The following is a 24,421-nucleotide window of genomic DNA, read 5'->3' on the forward strand; positions in this document are numbered from 1 at the left end:
AATCGATTTAAAACTGTATATTGTGTTTTTCCTTAAATAAGATGCCAATAGGCTTAATTGGGAATCTGGTAATAATCCAGAACTGCCCCCGCAACTGTAAGTGTGGACGAACTAAGCAAATCCACTGTATAAGAACACTTTAATGGTGCTTATACGGGAAGGGCTTAAAGTAGATTGATACACGAGTCAGGAGACCTGTCTTACTTTAAGATGTTTCAACTTCTTCGGGGATTGAGAAGATGAAATGATAGCAGCAAGAGGCTTATTTAATATATCCCTTTTAATGTTATCGTTTCATCCGCTCAAATTCCTTGAGCGGATTTTTTTATGTGGATGGAGGAATAAAAATGAGAACTCAAATTAAAGAAGATCTTAATTCTGTATTAAACGCTATTAGTAGGGCAGCAAAAGAATATAATCTGGATACAACTGAACTTATTGGTCGAATAAAAGAGATGGGCATAACAGGGGCTGAAGCAAATCAACATGCTTTGTTTTATGCACTAAATAACATTGCAATGGACCAGCCGAGTTGGACTTTTTTAGCGGCGAATTTATTTTTGAACGAATTATATGAAAAGGCAGCTAGCAATCGTGGATATGACCACAAGTTAAAGTACGGAAACTTATACGAACTTATAAAGGAATTAACAGCAAAAGGGATCTATTCTACTGAACTACTAAACTCCTATCCTAAAGAGGAAATAGATGAACTTGAGGGTGTGATTATCCCTGATCGAGATTACTTATTTAATTATATCGGATTGTTTTTATTAGCAGATAGATACATAGCAAAAGACCATGAAAAGAATATATATGAGCTTCCGCAAGAGCGTTTCTTGATTATTGCAATGACCTTAATGAAAAATGAGAACACAAAAAAGCGCCTTCACCTAGTAAAAGAAGCTTACTGGGCATTAAGTAATTTATATATGACGGTTGCAACTCCAACATTATCAAATGCTGGTAAAAGCTATGGTCAATTATCGTCATGTTTTATTGATACAGTGGACGATTCACTTGATGGCATTTATCTAAACAATTGGGATATTGCAAGATTAAGTAAAGATGGCGGTGGAATTGGCGTCTACTACGGGAAAGTGAGAGCCTTAGGTTCTGATATTAAGAAATTCAAAGGAAATTCTTCCGGTGTTGTTCCATGGATCAAGTTAGTAAATGATACAGCGGTTAGCGTTGATCAATTAGGCCAACGCCAAGGGGCGATAGCAGTCTATCTTGACATCTTTCATAAGGACATCATGAATGGTTTTTTAGATTTAAAAACGAATAATGGTGATGAACGACGTAAAGCACATGACATTTTTACAGGAGTTGCGATCCCAGACCTTTTTATGAAGCAGCTAGAGAAGGCTGATGAAAATGGGAGAAGTATTGGAGAGTGGCATACCTTTTGTCCATATCAAGTAAAACAAATGATGGGCTGGAAAGATGATTATGGTAATCCACTTGGACTTGAAGATTTCTACGATGAAAATGATATAAAGTATTTTACTGAAAAGTACGAAGAGGCAGTGAATAATCCATTTCTTCCACGTAAAACATACCGTGCTATGGATATAATGTCACGTATTATGGTGGCACAGCTTGAAACAGGTACACCATATATGTTTTACCGGGATGAAGTGAACCGTCAAAATCCTAATAAACATATGGTAGGAAAGGGCCGAACTTCTATTTATTGTAGTAATCTATGTACCGAAATTGCTCAAAATATGTCTGTGACTACTATTGTACAAGAATATCAAGACGTAGAAGGTAATCTTGTTATGGTTAGAAAACCAGGTGATTTTGTGGTCTGTAATTTATCTTCAATTAATCTACCGAAAGCTGTTCATGAAGGTGGATTGGAGCGTTTAATTCAAATTCAAGTTAGAATGTTAGATAATGTCATCGATCTTAACACCATTTCAGTTGGACAGGCCGGGGTAACGAATAAAAAATACCGTGCGATTGGATTAGGAACATTTGGCTGGCATCATTTACTTGCGGTAGAGGGAATACATTGGGAGTCTGAAGAAGCAATTGAATATGCGGATAATCTTTATGAAGACATTGCATACTATACAATTCGTGCTTCTAATGACCTAGCAATTGAAAAAGGAGAGTACTCGCAATTTACCGGTTCAGAATGGGATACGGGTGAATACTTTTATCGAAAAAACTACAATTCTAACCGTTGGGTTCGGTTACAAGAGAATATATCGAAGCATGGATTGCGTAATGGTTGGCTAATGGCTGTTGCACCTAATTCTTCGACAGCTAAAATAGGTGGATCTACAGATGGAATCGATCCGTTATATGCAGTTGAATATGCTGAGGAAAAGAAAAATTTTAAATTTAATGTGACAGCACCTGACTTAAATCATGAAACATATGACTATTATCGTCGTGCTAGACATGAACTTGATCAAGTATGGAGTATCAGACAAAATGCTGCTAGGCAACGCCACATTGATCAAGGGATTAGTTTTAATATCTATGTACGTCACGATATTAAAGCTCGTGATTTACTAAACCTTCATTTAGAAGCATGGAAACAAGGTTTAAAGACAACCTACTATGTTCGTAGTACATCTCAGGTTGAAATTGAGGAATGTGAAGCTTGTCATAGTTAAGCTAAAGGGGATGAAAAGTCATGAATACATCACTAACACGAATTAAATTATTAAACCCTGAGTTTCCTAATAAATCAACTGGTATTATCAATGGAAAATCATCGGGAATTTTAAACTGGAATGATATCGCATATCCACAAATGTATGATCTTTATCAAACTCTTTTATCCAACTTTTGGAAAGCTCAAGAGATTAACATGCAGGATGATATTAAGCAATGGGATCAGCTTAGCCAGATTGAACAGGATGTATTTTTACGAATTAATACTCAGCTAGCGTCGTTAGATAGTTTACAAACTCCTACAATGAGTCAAGTGATGGATTATGTAACTGATTCTAGCTTTAAAGCAATCTTCGCCGTCATTTCACAGCAAGAAGCCGTTCACAATGAATCATATTCCTATATTTTGAGTTCACTTATTCCTTTGCGTGATCAAAATGAAAGATTCAACCAAGCAAAAGATGACCCGATCGTGAGAAAAAGAAACCAGCTTATTTTAGATGCTTATAATGGTTTCAAAGAGCAGCCCACGCCGCAAACCTTATTTAAATTAGCGGTAAATTCTATTAATCTTGAAGGCATTTATTTCTATGCTGGATTTGCTTTTTTCTATAGTCTTGCTAGGCAACAAAAGATGCTTAAGACAAGTACGATGATTAGCTATATTCAACGTGATGAAATGCAGCATGCGTATTTCATTTCTCAGTTTTTAAGGATTTTATTAACAGAGAATCCTCAGCTAAATACAGAAGAAAACACACAGTATATCTATGATACGATTGATCAAGCGGTCAAGCTTGAGATAGAGTGGGCTAGCTATATACTAAAAGATATTAATGATATTGATTTACTAGAATTTGAGGGCTATGTAGAATATCTCGCAAATAAGAGATTGCGTCAGCTTGGTTTAGGTAACCTTTATGAAGCAAGGGAAAATCCAATGCCGTGGATTCATGTCTTTAGTGATGGAATGATTAATCAAACTAAATCGGACTTCTTTGAACAAAAATCAAGAACTTACTCAAAGGTCACTCAGTCAAACGGCTTTGAAGAATTGTAGGCAAAGTATGAAGGCTGCGATAGTGTATACGTCAGTTACAGGGAATACCAACGAACTTGTAGATGTGATAAGTGAGTTTTTTAAAAATTATACGATACATGTACAAACATATAAAATACATGAGTGTCCACTTGAGCAATTAGAAGAATTTGATGTGATTGCGATTGGAACATACACATGGGGAGAAGGCCAGATCCCACGTGAGATGGTTTCACTTTATAAGGCAATCGAAAGTGGAAATTTAGAAAATGTCATAACTGGTGTATTTGGAACAGGGGACAGTTTTTATCCAAAGTATTGTGGGGCTGTGGATGAATTTAGAGATATGCTTTTTGTCCATACTGAGTTGGTAGTTACATTGAAGGTAGAGTTATTTCCACAAAAAGAAGATATAGAGCGTTGTAAGTTGTTTGTTGATCGACTGATGAAAAGACTAGGAAATAGAGTCGTAACTTTGTAAAGAATCCTCCCGGAGGCTGTTTATTAATTTAATACGCTCTGGGAGATTTTCCTTAAGCTTCTTTCTTTTTAACTAATGACAAAATAATAATAGTGCTAATAATACTTAATGTACCTATCCACTCTTCTAATCCAAAGGTTATCTGCAGCCATATTACTGAGAGTAACGCTGCAGATAGCGGTTCAACAGAGGCAAGTATGCTCGCCTCTGAGGCATTTATATATTTAAGGCTTTCTAGATAACAGTAAAAAGCAATAAGAGTACCAAAAATGACTATGAAAATAACGGCAAAATAGGAAGTTAAAGACCATTGTCCCTGAAACACCCAGGGAGGATGGATAAAACTAAAACTAATGCCTCCAACTAACATACCCCAACCTATGACAAGAGTAGAACTCCATTTAGATAGTAGAGTGTGAGGCTGCAATGTATAAAATGCCAAGGAAACAGCCGAGCTTATTCCTAAAAATAAAGCCCAACCAGAAATTGATAAACTCTGAAAATTACCCTGTGTAACAAGCAGAAATGTACCTAAGATTGCTAAAACAATAGCTAGCATTTCTTTAAAGGTGGGCATTTTTTTAGAACGTAGGGCCAAATAACAAGCAATTAACACAGGAGCTAAGTATTGCAGAACAGTAGCAGTAGCTGCGTTTGAGTGTTTAATAGCCGCAAAGTACGTGTATTGTACAGCCAACATGCCAAGAATACTGAACAATAATAGACTCAACACATCTCGTTTATTTTTCCATATCAGCCATATATTTTGTTTTTCTTTAGTTGAAGCAAACCCTAATAAAATGAGGCCAGCGAATAATAAACGAATCACAACTAACCATTCCGCACTAAACCCCTGCTGTTGAAAAAGGAATTGAGCGACTGTTCCTGATATTCCCCATAACGAAGCACCAATGATTACGAGTGCAAACCCTTTTGTTCTTGTATAAGATAAGGTGATGTTTTCAGAAGTCATGGATACTCTCCTCTACTATGACTGAATTTTATCTATATAATAATATTAAAAAAACCTATTGTTTAAGAATCAAACAGGTAACAATAGCTTTTTAGACTCCTTGTTTAATATGGGGCATAGTTTTAGGTTTAAGCTTCGAACTAATTGTGATGTAAAAAATAATAATCGTTGTAGTAATTAGTGTTCCATGTAATATCCATACCATTTTTGGTAGTGTAAAAGCTTCGAGGAGTATTGGTGCTACGATAAATCCAAGTGCAAAGCCTAGTGATTTTAAAAGCATACCAACTCCGAAAATTCTTCCTCTAATGTGATTGTCTGTTTTTTGCAAAATAGTTGCATGAAGTGTCGTGAACCCTGCATCAAAAACTCCTGTAAGAAAAGCGAAAGGGAAGATAATCCAAGGGTTGAGATTAGATAAAAAGATGATGAAGCCCGTTGACATCAGGATTGCGGTAATAAAACATCCATAATATAAACGACCGCTACGTAACCACTTAATTCTGGGTAAAATCATTGTTGCCGTAACCGAACCAATACCCCATACACCCCAAATCATTCCATAATAAAATCCTTGGCGAGTTGCATCTATATCTTCAGCGAGCAATGGGATTCCTAAATTATGAGAACTACCAGCAAATGCTCCGATAAGGAAAACGATGTTAACCATAAGAAGCATCGGAGCAACCATAATGTATGTATAGACTTCCTTTAAGTCAGTGATAACCGATTTTAGTTTTTCTTTTACTCCACTAGTTAGAGCAGCTTTTTTTGTGCTTGTGCTAGTATTCCATTTCACTTTGACTAGTACTGCAGCAGATAATACATAGGTTGCTGCATCGATAAATAGCGTTATTTTATATCCCAGGAAATCGGTAATAACTCCTGCACCAATAAAGCCAGCAACAAGGGCTATAGATGTTAAGCGTGAAATTAATGCGTTTGTTTCAAGTACTTTATCTTGTCCAAAGATTTGCGGGACTTCTGAATTAAAGCTTACCATGAAAAAGGTACTTGATAACCCGATGAAAAACGCAACTAGTAGAATCATAGTTGGATTTGGAAACGGAATGAGCAACAATATAATGATCGCACGAAAAATATCCGTGTAAATCATTATTTTTCTCCGATCATAGCGATCAGCAAATACTCCTGAAAATAAACTGGAAAGCACTCCACCAAGTGTTCGGACAGCCATTGTGGCTGCTAACCAAAGCGTGCTTCCCGTCGCCGCATACATCACAACGTTTAACACGATTAAATCCATAAATGTTCCAAGATCAGAGAAGGCTTTTGTGTATAGAATAATTTTTCTGTTCATGTTTTCTCCTTAGGTACTGTCTTATGCTGTAGTAATTAACTATATTTTAAAGATTTGTAAATTGTTTCGCAATACGAAATTTTTATTTTTTTCAAAACGAGCATAAAGAAAGAAAATTTGCAGATACTTTATATAAGGACTTGTAGCTCAAAAAATAGAGCGGCCAATCGTATCACCGTATATGGTTGTGCATGTTGTGGGTTCAAGGCCCACCAAGTCCTACTACATAAAAGTCAACAGCAGTGCCTAATATGGTCTGTTGTTTTTTTATGTTTATATTTGTCGAGGACGTGAGATATTTCCTTTTTATCAATTCTTTTGATTTTTCGAAAGAGAATATTACCAATTGATGACTAATTGTGAAATTAATGAAAACACTAAGGGTTACTTAAGAAAAGCTGCCACTATAGACAATAGCAAGTAATGTTTATGAAAACAGCCTTACTAAAAAGGTAATTGATAGGTGTGATGCTATGTTTGGACGGTATAACCGTAACAAGTCTACAAATCAAAATGACGCTTCATCACAAGCTAATGAAGATAATCCTTCGTTCAGACTTTTTAGCGATATAAATAAAAATATCGATAAAATAAAGAAACTACTCGATAATCCTAAAGATTTAAAAATTAGGCATTTCGTGGTAGGAGAGAACCATCATTCAAGCTGTCTTATTTTCCTAGATGGGTTGGTGAACAAAAGGTATATTGCTGAAGACATTCTTAAAAATATTAATAAAAGCTCTGTCAAGTTTACAAATCAATCCTCGGAAGATATGAGAGCGATTTTAATAAATGAAGTGTTGTCGAGTAGTCAGGTCGAGCAATCAAATGATTTAGACAATGTAATGCTCGCACTACTTTCAGGAGATACCTTACTCTGTCTAGATGAATCGGAAACGATGTTAATAATAAGTACACAACAAAGACAAAAGCGAAGTATTGAGGAACCGGTTTCAGAAGGGGTAGTTAGAGGACCTAGGGATGGATTTATAGAATCAATTCTAACAAATATAACGTTAATACGACAAAGAGTGAGAGATCCTAATTTACGATTTGAAACCTATAAAGTTGGCAGGAGGTCAAAAAAAGATCTCGTACTTGCCTATATTGATGGAATTACAAATAAAGAATTAGTTGCAGAAGCAAAACGAAGACTACAGTCGATTGACATAGATGATGCACCTGAATCGGGTATTATTGAGCAATGGATTGAAGATAATTTTATGTCTCCATTTCCGCAAATACAGAATACTGAAAGGCCAGATAAAGCGTCTACATCATTGATTCAAGGACGAATTGTCATTCTTCTTGATGGCACGCCATTTGCCCTAATAGCTCCAGTTACACTTTCTGGTCTATTGCAATCACCTGAGGACTATTATGAACGCTGGTGGGCAGGTTCTTTTATAAGGCCATTAAGATATGTAGCAGCATTTATCGCCTTATTTTTGCCATCGATCTATATCGCGCTAGTTGCGTTTCATCCAGGAATGATACCTTCAAAACTGGCCTTTTCCATTGCTGCTACAAGGGAAGGTGTACCTGTTCCAGCTTTTATTGAAGCGATGTTAATGGAAGGAACAATGGAGCTTTTAAGGGAAGCGGGAATACGATTACCTAGACCAATTGGCCAAACGATAGGGATAGTAGGTGGCTTGGTTATTGGAGAGGCAGCTGTAGCAGCTGGTATTGTAAGTCCGATCATGGTTATTGTTGTTGCATTAACAGCGATTGCCTCATTTTCTATGCCTTCTTATAGTTTTGGAGTAACCTTTCGAATATTGCGGTTTGGCTTTATGCTGTCTGCAGCATCCTTCGGGCTTTACGGAATTATCTTAGCGTACATTGCTATTAATATACACTTGGCTAATTTGAAAAGTTTTGGGGTACCATTTACAGCGCCATTTGCACCAACATTCTTTAAGGATTGGAAGGATATGCTCATCCGTCTTCCGTTTATTATGAATTCTAGGCGACCGGAAATAGTTAAGTCAGAAGATCCCATTCGAGAAGATACAGAAGGTAGGGAAAAGTAGGGATGGCGAATTCAAACCTTGATTATGGTATTAATAACAAAATTGGTAATAAAGAAGTTTTCCTTGCAGTCCCATCTATGATTTTAGGTGTTGGAATCTTAAACCTACCAAGAGCACTCTCAACCCAATTACACACTTCAGATGGATGGATATCGATTATTTTGGCTAGTAGTATAACAGCATTTTTTTCTTGGGTCATCATCAAGTTAGCCCTTACTGCTGGTGATGACTCCATCTTACAATTTACTAGCAAGACTCTAGCTAAACCAGTTGGATATGTTCTAGCATTTCTATTTTTCATCCATTTTTTTTCATATTGCTTTTACGAAACTCGTGCACTTGCCAACCTAGCAAAGCATTTCTTATTTGACAGAACACCGGTAGAGGTCATCGCTTTACTTTTTCTATGGCTAGTGTTTTATGCAGTTTCAGGTTCAAGAACAGCTTTGATTCGGCTAAATGTTATGTTTTTTCCAATTGTATTACTTATCCTATTTATGATTATTTTGTTTAATTTGCGTGAATTCGAATTTGGAAATATTAAACCAATGTTTGTTACCGACATACCTAGTATTTTAAAGGGCTCCTATGATACGATTTTTTCATTTCTTGGTTTTGAAGTCCTATTTTTTTATGTTGCTATGTTAGATAAGAAGCAATCAAGTAAAAATATATCACTTTATCCAATAATCGGTATTGGTCTGCTTACTTTCATTTATGTATTAGTCTATATATTTTCAATTGCAATTTTTACAGTTGAAGGAGCGGGAGCGTTATTGTATCCAACTCTTGAATTAGCAAAGGTTGTTGAATTTCCAGGTGGTATTTTAGAAAGACTGGAATCATTATTCTTTACTGTTTGGGTTATGACTATTTTTAACACAACTGCAATGTCAATGGACATAGCAGTATATTGTTTGCAATTCCTGATTCCAAAGGTAAAACGAATTACCTGTATATTAATTCTCTTACCTTTAATCTATATTAGCAGTATGCTTCCACAAAATTTACTGCAGCTACAACAAGCTGGAGAATACCTTGGATATTCGGGGATAGTAGTTGCAATTATAATTCCTTCTATATTATTTATCCTTACCAAAGTCAAGGGGGGGACAAAATAGTGAAAAAGGTAATTATTTTAACTATTTTAATGTTTTTAACAGGTTGCTGGGATCGTATTGAAATAGAAGAGCGAGGGTTTGTAATTGCAGTGGCAATTGATTCAGAAAAAGAAAATAAAATCCTACTTACCCAACAACTTATAAATCCCAAAGCCATGAATGGCTCATCTAATAGCCAAGGGGGTGGAGGAGGAAGTAAAAGATTTTTAAATGTACAGGAAGCTGGTGATAGTATCTTTGAAATTGTCCGAGGGGTTTCTACAAGCACAAGTCGAACTCCACATTATGGACACACAAAAGTAATTGTCATTTCTTCTGACATTGCAGAGTCTGATAAAATGGCTGAAACATTAGATTATTTTATTCGGAGTCCAGTGATGAGACGTAGTTCGATACTAGCGATATCAAGAGGAAAAGCTGCGGAGATATTAGAAGTGAAACCAAAAATCGAAAGTGCTCCGGCAATGTATATAAAATCAATATCAGAAAATAATTATAAAAATGCAGAGATTTTGCCAAAAGTAAGAATAGGTGATGTTCATGGCTATTTATTAAGTAATAAAAGCTTTGTTATAACAATGATTGAAAAGACCAAAGAAAAACTTGATTTAAGTGGGGTAGCTGTCATACATGGTAAAACAAATACAATGGTTGGAACATTGAACCGGGATGAGACTGTTGCATTAAATTATGTGACGAACGAAATTGATGGTGGATTCATTAAAACATTTCATGAAGAGAAACCAATACTATACGATATATATAACTTTTATTCAGACGTTGAAGTGCAAGCGAGCGATAAAAACAATATATCATTTACGATTAAGATAAGGACAGAAGGCGGTTTGGCTGAGACCTTCCTTTCACAAGATTATTTAAATGAGGAAACTTTTACAGCATTTGAAGAAGCTATTAAAAAAGAAATTTTACAAAAGTCAACCGAAGCTGTTGAAAAGGCACAAAATGAATATAAGGTTGACTACTTAAATCTTGGTGAATATCTCAGACAAAATAATTATAAGTTATGGAATGAAGTAAAAGATGATTGGGATAGTGGTGAAAACTATTTTTCTTCTGCGAAGATTGATTTTGATGTTCAAGTAAGAGTAAGAACAACTGGTTCCGTAAATAAATCAAAGGATGAATAGGTGATAAGAGATGTTGGAAAATATTTTAGGTAGAGTTCCATCAGGGTTAATTTTGCTTTGTGCCTTTCTAAGTTTTATGGTTCCATATCTTATCTATAAGGTGAATACAAAACTTCATGAATATGGAGACCCACCGTGGAAAAAAGAGAAGTGATAATTAATGATATGTAGCCAATAGGTAGGGTTACTAGGGTAGTACAAATCCACTTTATCATATATAATTAAATTAAATAGATATATCTTTTTAGGGGGAAATCCACAATGCTTCAAACTCCAATTAACCGGTTCAGAACAATGGGCTTTCTAGAAGGAGCCTCGTTGTTAATTCTAGTATTTATTGCGATGCCGCTAAAATACTTTGCAGACTTACCTCAGGTTGTTACGGTAGTGGGTTCAGTTCATGGTTTTTTATTTGTACTTTATCTATTTATAATTGCTTACACTACATATAAAATCCGCTGGTCAGTTTTATGGGTTTTCAGTGCTGTGCTAGTAGCCTTTATCCCGTTTGGAAACATAATTCTAGACATGAAACTAAAAAAGCAAAGTTTCTAGTAAAAATTGTTGCACTTGGATAGTATAGTTGTTACCCATCAAAGGAGTTATTAAAACTACGATTTGAAGCGTGGGTGAATAGTAGTTCTGTTGGCGAAACAAGTCTGTGGAATTGGCAGAATAGGTGAAAATACTTAAGAAGAAAATGGCATCTTTCGAGATGTCATTTTTTAAAATTACCCAGAAGTTTTTGCATTTTACATTTTATACCATCATGTGGTATGCTATATTAAAAAAAATATTAGTATAAGTGGTGGTTTGAATGGCTAAAAAAAAAACGGAGCTATCAGAAATGGTTAAAGGATTATCAGATAATGATATTCCACTTGTATATATCTGTTAACTAGACTAATTACTTCTCCAAAAGATTATCATATTCCGTATGAGGTATAGAATTGAACTTACGAAAAGATCAGTAAAATATTTAAGAAACCTCGACAAAAATACTAGTTTTCGAATTCAAAACCATATTAAAATACTTTCCGGGAATCCTCGACATCCAGAATTAGACATTAAAAAGTTACAAGGACAAAGCTATCTTTATAGATTAAGAATAGGTGATTACCGTGTTTTATATTCAATAAGGGATGAAGTTTTATTAATAGTTATAGTAAAAAATTGGTTCCCGCGGTAATGTTTATAAATAATTACCCATACATCGATTTAATTCTTACACTGGCAGCTTTTAGCGTGTAGCTTATGATTATATCCTCATAAAAAAATCCCCGCGAAAAATTTCAATAAATCAAATTTAATCCAGAAATAATGACAGGGCACTTAAAAAGATGAAGGGGTAATCTGAAAATATATGCAATTTGAGGAGATGGGATAATGGTTACATTTATTTTAGTTGTATTGGTATTATTTCTTGTTCCAGGTCCAGCTGTGTTATTAACGATTACCCAAACGGCTAAAGGGGGATTAAAAGCTGGGATCGTTACAGGAGTTGGGATCGCAATTGGTGATTTAATCCATACGATTGCTGCGGTTCTTGGTTTGTCAGCGATATTAATGACATCGGCACTTGCTTTTGAAACGATTAAATATCTAGGTGCTGCATATTTAATCTATTTAGGTGTAACAGCTATACTTGAAAAAACGAAAAAAACGAATAAAACAGTTGTAAAAAAGGCCAAACCTAGCGTATCTTTTCGTCAGGCAATCTTAATCGAATTACTCAATCCAAAAACAGCTTTATTTTTCTTAGCGTTCTTACCACAATTCGTTCGTAGTGATGGATATCCTGTAGTGTTTCAGCTATTAATTCTAGGAATGACGTTTGTATTAATGAGCATATTGTATACTACTCTCTTAGCGTTTATTACTAGTTCAGTAGGTAATAAGCTTTTTAAAAAGAACAGTGTTGTTACACGCTGGCAGGGTAGAGTTGTCGGGTCGATTTATATTGCGTTAGGTTTGAAATTAGCCTTGCAAAACCGAGGGTAGCCACAATGTATTAATTGTTTTTAGACTATACAAATGCATATTAAGAATTACTTTTGGTCAGAAATATTTTGTTTTTGCAAATGGAAGTGCGCTTTGATTGTAATTATTTAGGAAGAAAAAGCGGTTATAGTCACAGTGATAGGATACAAAGGAAATTACAAAACACACTCTCCAATTCAATCTGAATTTAAAACGGTGTGTTTGATGTTTCAACGACATTTAAGCTGGCTAAACTAAGTTAGATATCCAATATAGATTTTGCTAACGAAACGGCTTTATCTTTTTCATAGCTATTGTAGAAGGAAGCTTTGAGCCTGAGCGGATCACCAAAAAAGAACCTTTCATATAACAGTTGCCGGCCGCCAAATGCACTTAAACTAACATCCCAAGCTAGTCTAAACAGTTTGGTTCGTGTTTTTGCATCACAGGAAGCACCCTGTAAATAGTTATTCAAGTCAGTGATTAAATTAGAGTCAAAGTCTTGTTCTGTTGGGATAGAAATTAAACCACTGGCCCCTAATAGTTGTAATATCTCGATATATCTGGGGTAAAGCCCGGGAAATGAGGTAATAGCTGCATACAATGAAGCGGCATTCGGGATCATTGTGCCTCTTTTATCCTGCTTTGCATTTATCTCAGAAGTTAATAAAAGTGCTTTTAATGTTTCAAGCCCAGAAATTAATTCGCTAACCTTTTCCTGTACGTGCTGATAACCACCGATGTCTATTGTTTCTACGATAAGTTGCGCTAAGCCAAGCAGGAACTCAACCTTAACGACTTGCCTAGAAACGGTCTGATGAAGTAAAAATGGATAAAAGTTTGTTTCTTCATACATGTTTGCGGCAATTTCATAGTCCTTGTATAAAAAGACGCGCTCCCAAGGAACCAATACATTATCAAACACAACGATTGTGTCCATTTCTTCAAATCGTGAGCCTAGAGGATGATCAAAAGCGGAAGGACGATAACTGAAAGATTCACGGCAAATAAATCTCAGGCTTGCGGTATTACTTGGAATTGAAAAAGCATATACATAAGGTTCTTCTATAAACTTCCCACCGACTGGAAGCACTACTAATTCATCTGTTATGCCGCCTTGGGTAGCAAGCAAGCGGGCGCCTTTAATTATCAAACCATCACTTGTTGTTTTAACAACCTGAGCAGATATAGGAATGTCGCTATCCTCATAATAACCTAGCGATCGGTTTACCTGAGGACTCACAAATGTATGAGAAAATGTTAAGTCATTTTCTCTTGCATGTTCGTATAGTGTTCTAATATTTGATCCGCGATTGTCTTTATCTTGAAAAAAATCGGAAGCTGCACCCAATGCCATAATTCCTGAATTCATATAGTCAGGTGATCTTCCCATCATGCCGCCAGAAGTTTTTGCCCATTCTTGCGTGGTTAACCTTCTTTTTTCTAAATCTTCTATTGATCTTGGTTGCAAGTATGACGTCCCCACCCTATCACCCGTTATAGGGGATTGAAACGTCATAAAGTCTTTCTTCGTTTTATCCAATTGTAAATCGAATAGATTTGCTTTGCTCTGTAGTAGTCCTTTAAAGGCATAATGTTCGCAAATATTCCCTGTGATTTTTTGACCGTCAATCCAAACTTCCGCATGTAGTTTACTTATCCTATTTAGAAAAGTTAAACCGTCCGCTGCAGGCATAAGTACCCCACCTTTTTAAAATGTTTTTTAAAGAGGATTTCAGAAAATAAAGTTGTCAAAATTAAACTTATGATTCTTGAACGACTAAAATGCTCTTTTTAATAAATTATTTACAGCGAAGTCTACTATTCTTTATTAACGGTATTAAAAACCCACCTAGCGTAATAGGTGGGATTGTTAATATTAAGCACTATCTTTAGTTGTAACATGTAATGACGTTTTCTTTTTAAGTGACCATTTTCTTGTATTAGTCCCAACATAAACCCCTGATAAGACAAATAAGGCGCCAATCCCATGTGCCAAAGTGAAAGTCTCACCCAGAAGCAATGTGGCCATCAACACAGCGGATACGGGCATAACATTTATAAAAATAGAGGCTTTGGCTGCTCCTATTTCTTTTATCCCTTGATAATACATAATAAATGAAATGACTGTAACAAAGACACTCATATGAGCAATTGCCAACCACGCATCAAAAGTAGCTAGCCGAACATCCTGCCAAGTTGTTTCAACTAACGCAAATGGTAGTAAAAATAAAGTGCCAAATGCAACTGCATAGGTTGTCGAAACAACTGAGCTATATTTTTTTAGAACAATCTTTCCTACTACACTATATAGCGCCCAGCTAATCACAGCTCCTAGTAATACCCAATCGATTGGTTCAAAGCCGAGTTGGAAAAGAGAAAGTAATTGTCCTTCGGTAATAATAAATGTTACTCCAGTTAAGGCAATAATCATTCCGATTATATTGTTTTTCGTTATCGTTTCTTTTAAAAATAAACCTGACAAGAGTACGATTAACACCGGATTGGAAGCTATAAATAATGAGCTTTTAATAACAGGTGCATATTTACTTGCTAGAAAAAAACAAATATTATAAATGGCAATCCCGGTTAGTCCTAATATTGCAAATAATCCATAGTCTTTGAGTGTAGGCTTGACTCGCTTTTTCTCCATGATCCACATGATTGGGAACAATAATACCGCTGCCCCAAAGAATCGCAAAAACGCAACTGTCGCTGGCTCAAAGCTTTGCACCGCATATTTACCTGCAATAAAAGCACTCCCCCAAGTAGCTGTAGCTAAGGTCAACATTCCGTATATAAGCCATAACCTCTTATTCATAACGTTCCCTTCAATCTTTATGAATTTAATAAATAGTATTGTAACATTTTTCGGGTTTCGAAACATTAAAAGACAAAAAAACAGGCGAAATAAATTTCACCTGCAAGACTTAAGATTCAAATAAATGCACTTCTCTATTTAGTATAAATGATGGTGAATAATAAATCTATTAATTAATCAGTCAAATGTTCCCTAGAATTTGAAAATGATTTTACTTAGTTTTTAGCTTTTTCTTTGAAAAACCATTTATGATACAGTCGTGATACGTAATAGGTCAACATAATGGTTGTAAAACTCCAGTACCACTTCCAACCATTTTTATATCTAATTAGTTTAGTGTATTTAACTGCATAGACCTCAAAAACGGTAATTAATGAAGAATGAAGGATATAATAAAGACCTTTGATAAAGTTGTTCTTTCTATCGGGGTAGTAAAGGTTAAAAAGGGCACATAACGTTGGATAAACCATATATTCAAACGTAAAACTTGTTTTGTTAACCCTTTTAAAAAATCGGACAGGGTATTCAATTAGATTAAATTTCACAACGAGCAAACCAAAAAGCCATGTGATTATATGTTTGAAAAGAAAAGATACTTGGGCTTCACGAAATTTTTCTCTTGGTACAAATAGAAGCCATAACAACAAAGATATAATCCAAGTCGAAACTAAAATCGACTTGTCTTTTTTATGGCGCATAAAACACACCTCCGATTAGTGTTCAATAATAAGTAATCTGCAACAAAACAGCTGTGTTTATACTTTAAACTACAAAACAAGCATCCGAATAAGCGTTTTGCAAGATAGTTAGGTTTATTAAGGATATAATTTGCTGAAAAATCGCATACTAACCAAAAAAAGGGTGGTGCCCTTATGACGGTTGAACGTGTAGCTCAAATTGTATTATGGGTTGTCTTTCCGCTACTACTTTACAAAGTAACTCCCAGATATCGTATACGTGAAGTGGTTGCTGTGTTTTTATTTTTTCAGATGCTAACCTGGTTATTCAGCATTGGATTAACATACTTTGACTTACTTTCTGCACCAGTCCGCGAGTTTCAAGAAGCTACTAAAATTAACTTCACTTTTGAATATATTGTTTTTCCCACATTTGCAGTATTATTTCAACTTTGGTATCCAGAAAATAGTGGGAAGGTGAGACAAGTCTTTCATTATGTGTATAGTGTTGGAGCGATTTTATTGTTTATGTTCGTTCTAGGAAAAACGACCGAATTGATGACTGTAAAACCAGATCATTTATATCGCAGTGCTTTGAATTTTTCATTAGAATTATTAGTGTCTAGGAGATACATTGGATGGCTTAAGAAGGAAAAACCGTTTTCTTATCATTCAAGGAAGCGTGATGTTTATGGGCATTGAATGGTTTATCTTATATTTTGTATGGGGTGTTACCGCTATATCGTTGTTTTTTATTCCACAAGCAAGATTACGTGAAGCTAGTATTTCCTATCTGTTTTTACTTTTCGTTAGCTGGTTTGCAGGGCTACTAGTGGTTGAACTAAACTTGATCAAATACCCTGTTCGGGAACTCGCTTCAGTAAACAAAACCAGTTTCACATTCGAGTTTTTTGTCTACCCTGTCATTGGAATTTTTTTTAATTTATTTTATCCGGAAAACCGAAGCCGTCTCTTGCGTTTCTTATATAGCAGTGCTATCTGTACTGGGATTATTATTCCTGAAGTAATTATTGAAAGATATACAGATTTAATTGAATACGTTCACTGGACATGGTACGTTTCTTGGATTAGTGTTTTTGCAACACTTAGTCTGTTGCGATTATTTTATAGCTGGTTTTTTAAACTGGGGCAAGAAAAGGATAACATTTATATTGAAGATACATAAAAGATTTTAATTTAAAAGTAATTACCTAACGGTTTAAATGTTTCTAAAGTTATTCATGTAAACCTTAGCGAAGACGATCTTTTAGTCCATTTAATACTTTATATTGAAAGTAAAATAGCCCTCAAACTATCAAGGGCTATTTTTTCTTTGCAATTGCCTCACGGTCGTCTATTGTTGGGGGCTGCTCCAACCACCCGTTCTTTATCAAAAGATTTGCTCCATCCTCTGCATATTGGCCCATCTCAGCCATAAGGCGTATGTATTGTAACGATAGGTCTTTCCTTTGACTTACTGACATTGCGGCACCATTGTATCCTAAAGCAACAGACACTAATGAAACGATTTGGAAAAGCATAAGCTTATCTGAAAAGGGAGCTTCTGAAGAATTCGTAACCTCAGATGCCCAAAACCTTGGAGGGGATAGATGCTCTTCAACTAAGATCGATCCTAATACTTCATTTTGCTTTTCGCAAACGGCTATTCCTCGGATGAAATAATCTCGAATTTCAGCTGACTTTGCAACTTGACTAAATGCAATTTCTAAAACCACCTTTACAACCGTCTTCTGCATATTATAATGAATGCCACTAATTTCGATTGCATTTAAAGGTCTTCTTTCTCCAATCCAACCAAACATAAAATTTTGTTTTTTAACAAAATCTACATTGTCAGGTGGATTAATGACTGGTGTCCTACTATATATCCCTTTTTTTAACATCACAGTTACGGTCCGATTGTGTAATTCCATCGTTTCTTTATTGCATTGGATGTAATAACGTCTTTGATCAGATCGCACCGAAGTACCGACTGATAAAGCATATCCGCTCAAACCGTGAAGAGACATGATTTGCAAATAAACCAACATAAATGTATCTGAGAATAATCGTGGCGCATCTAAATTTACATCTGATTTGCTAAACCCTTGTGGGACAGGATAGTTTTCATTCTGGAAAAAATCCTTTAATTTTGTCAAATGAGATTTGGACAAACTTAGAGCATATTCTAGGATTGCGTATACTTCTTTATCTTTACACACTTTGAGAGAATGTGTTAGAAAGTGGCATGCCATGCTATCGTTCATGTATTGTGTCCAAAGGTTGGCGAGTTCAGACGCTGTTAAAGAAATATGGTTAGTCTGATTATCCATGTGACACCTCCTAAATTTTAATTCAACTCTAATTTATTTTGGGTTTAACAGGAAAAATTATGTACACAATAATAATTTTCTAGCTTTGACATCATACTGACATATTGCCAAGTTAAAGTATGCTTGTGAGGAACAGGTACCTAGGTTTTATAGTGAAGAAAAAAGTAGTAGTTAGACACTTTAGGCAAGCATTTTTTCAAAATGGATAAGAAAATTCACAGTATAAAACACACTTTTCTAAAAATTTAAGCTATAATTACATTTTATGATAGTAGAAAGGGATCAAAGCGATGAAATCAATTTTAGTAGTAGAAGATGAACCTGCGATTAGCCAGGTGCTTAAGGTTTATTTACAGAAGGCAGGCTTTCAAGTTGAACAAGCGTTTACTGGTGATGAAGCCATTGTGAAATTTGAGCTAGAATCTCCCACATTAGTATTATTAGATGTCATGCTGCCAGGAAGAGATGGTTGGACTATTCTAAAAGAAATTCGTGAAAAAAGCTCGTGTCCTGTAATTATGCTTACTGCACTTGGGGATGTGAATTACCGACTATCAGGATTACACGGTGGGGCAGATGATTATATTACAAAGCCATTTGTCGCAGATGAGGTAGTTGCTCGCGTTCATGCTGTGTTAAGACGATCTGGAAACATAAGCAAAGAAAATGGTATAAAACAATTTGGTAGTTTACAAATAGATAGGAAAGCACATTCAGTAAAATTAAAGGGAATAGAGGTTGAGCTTACTCCACGTGATTTATCATTGTTTATTTTTCTATCAGAACATCCTAATCAGACATTTACGAGAGAACAGTTGATAGATAAAGTATGGGGTATGGATTATGATGGAAGTGACCGTGCAGTTGATTTATCGATAAAACGGATAAGAAAATCCTTGGGAAACTGGCCAGAAAAAGAAGGGGAAATAAAGACATTTAGAGGATTGGGGTATCAATTTTGTGTTTATGAAAACAGATCGTAAAAGGACCTTACTTCGTTATTGGACTACACGCTATTTAGCGACATTATTTATTGGTTTACTAGTAATTGCGATCATATCCGTTTTTTGGATTCGAAATACAACCCTAGAGAATCGCTTAAATATAACGAAGTTTTTAGCAGAAGAAATCGCTGACCGGTTTGTGTATAATGACTCTGGTCAGGAAATTCATAGACGCAGTGTGCCTGGGATAGTAGAGGACCGCCAGCAATTTCTGGATTTAGATACGAAGCCTTCTATCTATATTGTTGATACAAACGGTATAGTACTTGCTACCAATTTACCCGCACAGCGCTCTCAATCTCAACCTCTCTCACTTACCATTTTACAAAGTGAAAAAGAGATATATAAGCTAAAGTTGTTAAATCGTATGAATTATTATGTCGTGAAAACGCCAATACAATCAGATGAGATAGTACTCGGTTGGGTAGTTATTGTACAAACTGAACAGGATTTAACAATGGTTAATCAAGAATACCGATTATTAGGGGTTATGCTTGTTAGTTTAGCAGTCCTCGGATGGATCGCTATCTATTTTCTTTCCAGAAAACTTTCTAGGCCTATTCAACATGTATCGGATGCAGCTAAAAAAATTCAAGATGGAAATTACGATATACATTTACCACAGGATCCAAGAGAGAAGGAAGTATATGATCTTGTTTCCTCTTTTAAAAATATGGCTAGTAGACTTCAACATTTAGAATCATTAAGGGCAGAGTTATTAGCAGGTGTCACCCATGAATTAAAAACGCCAGTTACATCTATAAGCGGACTACTTCAAGCGGTTAGAGATGATGTTGTGACGGGAGATGATGCAAAAGAGTTTTTAGATATATCGTTAAAAGAAACAGGGCGTATGCAAAAAATGGTTGGTGACCTGTTAGAATTTAATACATTTAGTGTTAACGCAGTTCCTCTTAGTAATGAAAGATATGTGATTAATGACTTGTTAAAAGAGATCACATACCAATGGAATATTGTACAAGATAATGAATTTATAACACTTGATTTTTCCTTACCTAATCAAAAGTATGAAGTCTATATTGACTCGATGCGTCTACAGCAAATTTTAGTTAATTTATTAAATAATGCAAAGCAATCAATTGAAGGAACTGGAACAATAACCGTAAATGTAATTGAAGCCCAGAATGGACAATTAGCTATTGACATAAAAGATACAGGGAGCGGGATTCCGAAAGAGGAACATGGCTTAATCTTCGAACGATTTTATCGTGGTGAAAACAAAAAATTCAAGGTTCGTGGCTTAGGACTTGGCTTATCCTTTAGTAAAATGCTTGCAAACTCAATGGGTGGTGATTTGGTGTTGAAAGAAAGTTCACCGGATGGGACTACGTTCACGCTTTTATTACCTTACATTAAAAAATAAGTAAAATCCAAGATAATTCGACACCTTCTACGAAGGTGTCGAATTATCTTTAAAAGGTCGGTGTCTTTGTTGTTATTAGGTTCTTCTTTTCTTTTTTGGTTTCTTGAACAATTATGACAGCTAAAAGGACCATTATAATCCCAAGATACTGCCAGGCATTTAGTTTTTCTTGGAAAACGACAAAGCTTAATAGTGCAGCAACAACTGGTTCAATTGTTGCAATAATGGAGGCACGACTAGTTTCTACGGATTGTAAGCCTTTCGTATATAAAATATAGGCTAACATCGTTGATAGAAAGCCAAGGCCAATTATGTAAAACCAGACTTGCATATTTGCAAATAAGGGCAGCACAGTCCATAAGCCGCTCAAAGGTGTAATCGCAATAGCGGCAAAAATAAAGGTGTAAACAGTAACCGTCAGTGAATCGTACTTTCTAAGTGCATATTTACCAAAAATACTATAAAGAGCGTAAAAAAGCCCCGAACCAAGACCTAACATCATTCCATAAAAAGAGACGGTTTCATTGTTGTTAGGTAATACACCAATTACTAAGGTGCAACCTAGGAAAGTTGTAACCAATGCTAGTATTTTCCGTGGTGTTAGCGACTCCTTGAACAATACTCGAGAAAATATCGTTACAAAAGCTGGTGCAGTATAAAGTAAGATAGCCGCAATCGAAATGGATGTTTCTTTTATGGCGCTAAACAAAAACCAATTAAAAAAAACAATACTAATAACACCAGTCCCTACAAAATATTTACTGTCTGAAAACTGAATTTTTAAGAGCTTACGATTTTTATAGAGAACATATACAATCAGAAAAAAAGCTGCGGATAAAGCGCGTATTGCAACAACCTGTGTGGGTGTAAAGCCTAGTTCATAAAGGAAGGTTACAAATATTCCTATGATCCCCCATAACGCAGCACCAGCAAGTATAAAAAAATACGGATATTTATGGTCCATGAATCCTCCCTAAATTAACATTGTGCTTTTATAATAGCAAAAGGTTGCGTTTATTAAAAGGAAAATAGGGATGTGACTACTACACGCTTACAATGGCAAATGGATAGTAAACGATGTTAATGTCTCACTTGACGTGCAGGTAATTGTACCACCATGCTTTTCAATGATTTTTTTGCAAACAAATAATCCAATACCTGTTCCTAATTCTTTTGTTGTAAAAAATGGATCAAAGATTGTTTCAACTAATTCTGTTGGTATAGCTGGGCCATTGTTTGATATATCAACTACCAAGTTACTATCCTCTTTAAAACAAGATATCGTTAACATCCTAGGTTTCGTTGCTTTATATCTTAGTGCATCAAGAGAGTTTATAACGATGTTAAGTAATACCTGCTTGATTTCATCTCTATTTGCCGATATAGCTAGTTCGTTGTCGATATCTGTGTCCACTATAACATCAGTATCCACAATGCTAGGGTAACTTAGTTGATAGATGTCATCTAATAGGTTTGCAAGTAAAATATCCTCTCGATAATCCTCATTAATTTCTACTTTTGATGTATGAAGAAATTGAGTTATTCTAAATTTTAATTGATTTAATTCCATTTCAATAATGTCTAGATAGGGAAGCTCTGGATGTTCGTTTTTAAGTATTTTTGTAAAGCCAATAATGGATGTTAACGGATTTCGAAACTCATGTACAAAGCTTGAAGACATTTGCCCAAGAATTGCAAGTTTGTCTTTATGATTTTCATTAATAAAGACCGTTTTCTCCTGAAGTTCTTTATCCTTTAGATATGTATACCTTGATACCGCATGAAAAATAAAATGGTCAAATAGCTGATTAATATTATCTATAGAGTTTGGTAGAACCTTAAAGAGCTTGTCGGATTGGCTAACATGCTTCATGATAATACTTCTGCCTAAGTTAACATTATAGACGAAATCACCAATATTGGTATTGGAATCAAGGCGCTCTTTTGCGACTGAATATGCAAATTCTTTAAGATCATCTTTTGAAAAAGAATCTTTAATGACGAACTTTGTTAGTGTGTACATACGTAAACCGTTTTCTATGATTTTTTCTTTATTTGTGTCTAAATCGGCTATGATAATGTTCTTATACCAATCTTCTAAAAACACTGTTTGTTTATCTTCAAGGAATTCTACTAATAACTCATTATTTAGATCTTGTGTAACTCTATTCAATCATAATCACCACTTCCAAGTTTTGAAACAATAATCCTTTTATGACAAAACTATTCGATTAAATATGATAAAATCCTCTATATTTTTCAAAAAATATTATGGAAATAAACGGGAATACATACATTTTACCAATTCTTTTAAAAAAGTAGGTCAAACAACATGTCATAAATGCTTACGTAAGTAGTATTCTTCTTTAAATCCTAGCTTCCTAAAAACGTTCAGTGAAGCAAAATTCCCAGGAATTGCTTTTTACTTCTATATAAATTCGTTTGTTATTCAATCTTTTAAAAGTGCATGTAATAACAACTTATAAAGCATTTGTCATGATTCCATTTTTGCCAGACGATTGATAACTTCGAGGAGCATTTTTAAAATAGAAGGTAAAGAAGTATATATGTATACTTCTTTCGGCAATAATGGGGGGAGATTAATAAAGTAGGTGGCTAAGAGCAGTATGAATAATTATTTAACAATCGCAACGGAGTTAATTGCAGGGTTAGGACTCTTGTTTATCATTACGAAATTGTTAGGGAAAACGCAATTCTCACAGATTACACCGTTTGATTTTATCTCGGCATTAATTTTGGGTGAATTAGTAGGAAATGCTGTATATGACCATGAAGTGAAAATTCAAGAAATAGTGTTTGCTACATTGGTTTGGGGATTACTCATTTATATAGTAGAAATAATTACGCAAAAATCTAATCGATCAAGAAAACTTTTAGAAGGTGAGCCTAATATTGTAGTACAAAAGGGGCTCATTAAATATGGAGCCCTAAAGAAAAGTAAATTGGATATTAACCAATTATTAAGTCTCATAAGACAACAAGGTTACTTCTCTATTCAAGAGGTAGAGTATGCTATTTTAGAAACCAATGGGATTGTAAGTGTCCTTCCTAAAGCAAAATATGATACTCCTAAAAACAGTGATCTTAATCTACCCCTTAAGCCCGTAGAGATACCAATCATCTTAATTCTTGATGGCGAGGTCGTTAAAGATAATTTAAAAGAAGCTGGTGTTGATGAACTATGGTTGAAAAATGAATTAGCGCAGCAAGGCATAACGAAATTTAAAGATGTTTTATATGCAGAATGGAAGGAAAATCAGCCTTTATTTACAATGAAGTATGAGCATCATATTAGCTAATCATGGTTACAGCTTGAGGTCATAAGCCATTATCCATCCCCTATAAGAAGGAAAAACCAGCTTCCATGTTTGATTTGCACAGGATGGCTGTGCTGTCAATGTTCGCATCAGGACGTGGCGGGTTTTAGTCAACGTTCCTAAGGCAG

22 protein-coding genes and 1 riboswitch are annotated in these 24,421 nt (G+C 35.1%); of the genes, 14 read left to right on the forward strand and 8 right to left on the reverse strand.

What is annotated here, in order from left to right:
* Positions 1-22: 22 nt before the first annotated feature.
* Positions 23-217, forward strand: a riboswitch (cobalamin riboswitch).
* A 130-nt stretch (positions 218-347) separates the two neighbouring features.
* From PY093_RS06465 to PY093_RS06475, 3 genes are read left to right on the forward strand one after another with little or no spacing between them, the layout of a single operon-like run.
* Entirely contained in the window at positions 348-2,636 is a 2,289-nt protein-coding gene (locus PY093_RS06465) for a ribonucleoside-diphosphate reductase subunit alpha (RefSeq protein WP_275645067.1), read from the forward strand.
* A 20-nt stretch (positions 2,637-2,656) separates the two neighbouring features.
* On the forward strand, positions 2,657-3,697 hold the full coding sequence (locus PY093_RS06470) for a ribonucleotide-diphosphate reductase subunit beta (RefSeq protein WP_275645068.1): 1,041 nt from the start codon (positions 2,657-2,659) through the stop codon (positions 3,695-3,697).
* 7 nt (positions 3,698-3,704) lie between these two features.
* Positions 3,705-4,157, forward strand: a complete 453-nt coding sequence (locus tag PY093_RS06475) for a flavodoxin domain-containing protein (protein ID WP_275645069.1) — start codon at positions 3,705-3,707, stop codon at positions 4,155-4,157.
* A 52-nt stretch (positions 4,158-4,209) separates the two neighbouring features.
* Here PY093_RS06475 and PY093_RS06480 read toward each other — a convergent pair whose 3' ends face one another.
* Positions 4,210-5,130 (reverse strand): DMT family transporter, encoded by a 921-nt coding sequence (locus PY093_RS06480; RefSeq protein ID WP_275645070.1) that lies wholly within the window; start codon positions 5,128-5,130, stop codon positions 4,210-4,212.
* 91 nt (positions 5,131-5,221) lie between these two features.
* Positions 5,222-6,451, reverse strand: a complete 1,230-nt coding sequence (locus tag PY093_RS06485; protein WP_275645071.1) for an MFS transporter — start codon at positions 6,449-6,451, stop codon at positions 5,222-5,224.
* Between the two features lie 473 nt (positions 6,452-6,924).
* On the opposite strand from PY093_RS06485, the gene PY093_RS06490 reads away from it, so the two are divergent.
* From PY093_RS06490 to PY093_RS06510, 6 genes are all read left to right on the forward strand, one after another.
* Positions 6,925-8,487 (forward strand): spore germination protein, encoded by a 1,563-nt coding sequence (locus PY093_RS06490; RefSeq protein WP_275645072.1) that lies wholly within the window; start codon positions 6,925-6,927, stop codon positions 8,485-8,487.
* A 2-nt stretch (positions 8,488-8,489) separates the two neighbouring features.
* Positions 8,490-9,608 carry a GerAB/ArcD/ProY family transporter gene (locus PY093_RS06495; protein ID WP_275645073.1) on the forward strand — a complete coding sequence of 373 codons (1,119 nt, stop codon included), beginning with the start codon at positions 8,490-8,492 and terminating at the stop codon, positions 9,606-9,608.
* Entirely contained in the window at positions 9,608-10,756 is a 1,149-nt protein-coding gene (locus PY093_RS06500; RefSeq protein WP_275645074.1) for a Ger(x)C family spore germination protein, read from the forward strand. The genes PY093_RS06495 and PY093_RS06500 overlap by 1 nt, the downstream gene beginning before the upstream one ends.
* Positions 10,757-11,017: 261 nt before the next feature.
* Entirely contained in the window at positions 11,018-11,311 is a 294-nt protein-coding gene (locus PY093_RS06505; protein WP_275645075.1) for a DUF3817 domain-containing protein, read from the forward strand.
* A gap of 382 nt (positions 11,312-11,693) precedes the next feature.
* Positions 11,694-11,945: a type II toxin-antitoxin system RelE family toxin gene (locus PY093_RS21380; RefSeq protein ID WP_481769280.1), complete on the forward strand. Its 252-nt coding sequence runs from the start codon at positions 11,694-11,696 to the stop codon at positions 11,943-11,945.
* Positions 11,946-12,142: 197 nt separating this feature from the next.
* Positions 12,143-12,757, forward strand: coding sequence for a LysE family translocator (locus PY093_RS06510; protein ID WP_275645076.1), 615 nt, complete (start codon positions 12,143-12,145; stop codon positions 12,755-12,757).
* 238 nt (positions 12,758-12,995) lie between these two features.
* Here PY093_RS06510 and hpaB read toward each other — a convergent pair whose 3' ends face one another.
* The 3 genes from hpaB to PY093_RS21280 form a co-directional block, all read right to left on the reverse strand.
* The gene (gene hpaB, locus PY093_RS06515) at positions 12,996-14,432 is read right to left on the reverse strand and encodes a 4-hydroxyphenylacetate 3-monooxygenase, oxygenase component (protein ID WP_275645077.1); all 1,437 of its coding nucleotides are present in this window, start codon (positions 14,430-14,432) and stop codon (positions 12,996-12,998) included.
* 183 nt (positions 14,433-14,615) lie between these two features.
* Positions 14,616-15,557, reverse strand: coding sequence for a DMT family transporter (locus PY093_RS06520; protein ID WP_275645078.1), 942 nt, complete (start codon positions 15,555-15,557; stop codon positions 14,616-14,618).
* 215 nt (positions 15,558-15,772) lie between these two features.
* Positions 15,773-16,255 carry a CBO0543 family protein gene (locus PY093_RS21280; RefSeq protein WP_345774222.1) on the reverse strand — a complete coding sequence of 161 codons (483 nt, stop codon included), beginning with the start codon at positions 16,253-16,255 and terminating at the stop codon, positions 15,773-15,775.
* Positions 16,256-16,429: 174 nt separating this feature from the next.
* On the opposite strand from PY093_RS21280, the gene PY093_RS06525 reads away from it, so the two are divergent.
* Both PY093_RS06525 and PY093_RS06530 read left to right on the forward strand, forming a co-directional pair.
* Entirely contained in the window at positions 16,430-16,936 is a 507-nt protein-coding gene (locus PY093_RS06525; RefSeq protein ID WP_275645079.1) for a CBO0543 family protein, read from the forward strand.
* Positions 16,926-17,420, forward strand: a complete 495-nt coding sequence (locus PY093_RS06530) for a CBO0543 family protein (protein WP_275645080.1) — start codon at positions 16,926-16,928, stop codon at positions 17,418-17,420. Before PY093_RS06525 ends, PY093_RS06530 begins: the two co-directional genes overlap by 11 nt.
* 136 nt (positions 17,421-17,556) lie before the next feature.
* Here the strand turns inward: PY093_RS06530 and PY093_RS06535 are convergent, their stop codons facing one another.
* Positions 17,557-18,567: a DUF3231 family protein gene (locus tag PY093_RS06535; protein WP_275645081.1), complete on the reverse strand. Its 1,011-nt coding sequence runs from the start codon at positions 18,565-18,567 to the stop codon at positions 17,557-17,559.
* A 290-nt stretch (positions 18,568-18,857) separates the two neighbouring features.
* On the opposite strand from PY093_RS06535, the gene PY093_RS06540 reads away from it, so the two are divergent.
* Together PY093_RS06540 and PY093_RS06545 are read left to right on the forward strand one after the other, a co-directional pair.
* A complete protein-coding gene (locus PY093_RS06540; RefSeq protein ID WP_275645082.1) occupies positions 18,858-19,550 on the forward strand; it encodes a response regulator transcription factor in 693 nt (230 codons plus the stop codon).
* On the forward strand, positions 19,534-20,955 hold the full coding sequence (locus PY093_RS06545; protein WP_275645132.1) for a HAMP domain-containing sensor histidine kinase: 1,422 nt from the start codon (positions 19,534-19,536) through the stop codon (positions 20,953-20,955). Before PY093_RS06540 ends, PY093_RS06545 begins: the two co-directional genes overlap by 17 nt.
* Positions 20,956-21,004: 49 nt before the next feature.
* On the opposite strand, the gene PY093_RS06550 is transcribed toward PY093_RS06545, so the two are convergent.
* Both PY093_RS06550 and PY093_RS06555 read right to left on the reverse strand, forming a co-directional pair.
* A complete protein-coding gene (locus tag PY093_RS06550) occupies positions 21,005-21,919 on the reverse strand; it encodes a DMT family transporter (RefSeq protein ID WP_275645083.1) in 915 nt (304 codons plus the stop codon).
* A gap of 87 nt (positions 21,920-22,006) precedes the next feature.
* Positions 22,007-23,128 (reverse strand): histidine kinase N-terminal domain-containing protein, encoded by a 1,122-nt coding sequence (locus tag PY093_RS06555; protein ID WP_275645084.1) that lies wholly within the window; start codon positions 23,126-23,128, stop codon positions 22,007-22,009.
* A gap of 454 nt (positions 23,129-23,582) precedes the next feature.
* Here PY093_RS06555 and PY093_RS06560 point away from each other — a divergent pair, with 454 nt between their 5' ends.
* On the forward strand, positions 23,583-24,275 hold the full coding sequence (locus PY093_RS06560; protein WP_275645085.1) for a YetF domain-containing protein: 693 nt from the start codon (positions 23,583-23,585) through the stop codon (positions 24,273-24,275).
* Positions 24,276-24,421 lie beyond the last annotated feature (146 nt).

It is taken from the genome of Cytobacillus sp. S13-E01, from assembly GCF_029193815.1.
Classification (GTDB): domain Bacteria; phylum Bacillota; class Bacilli; order Bacillales; family Bacillaceae_L; genus Bacillus_BV.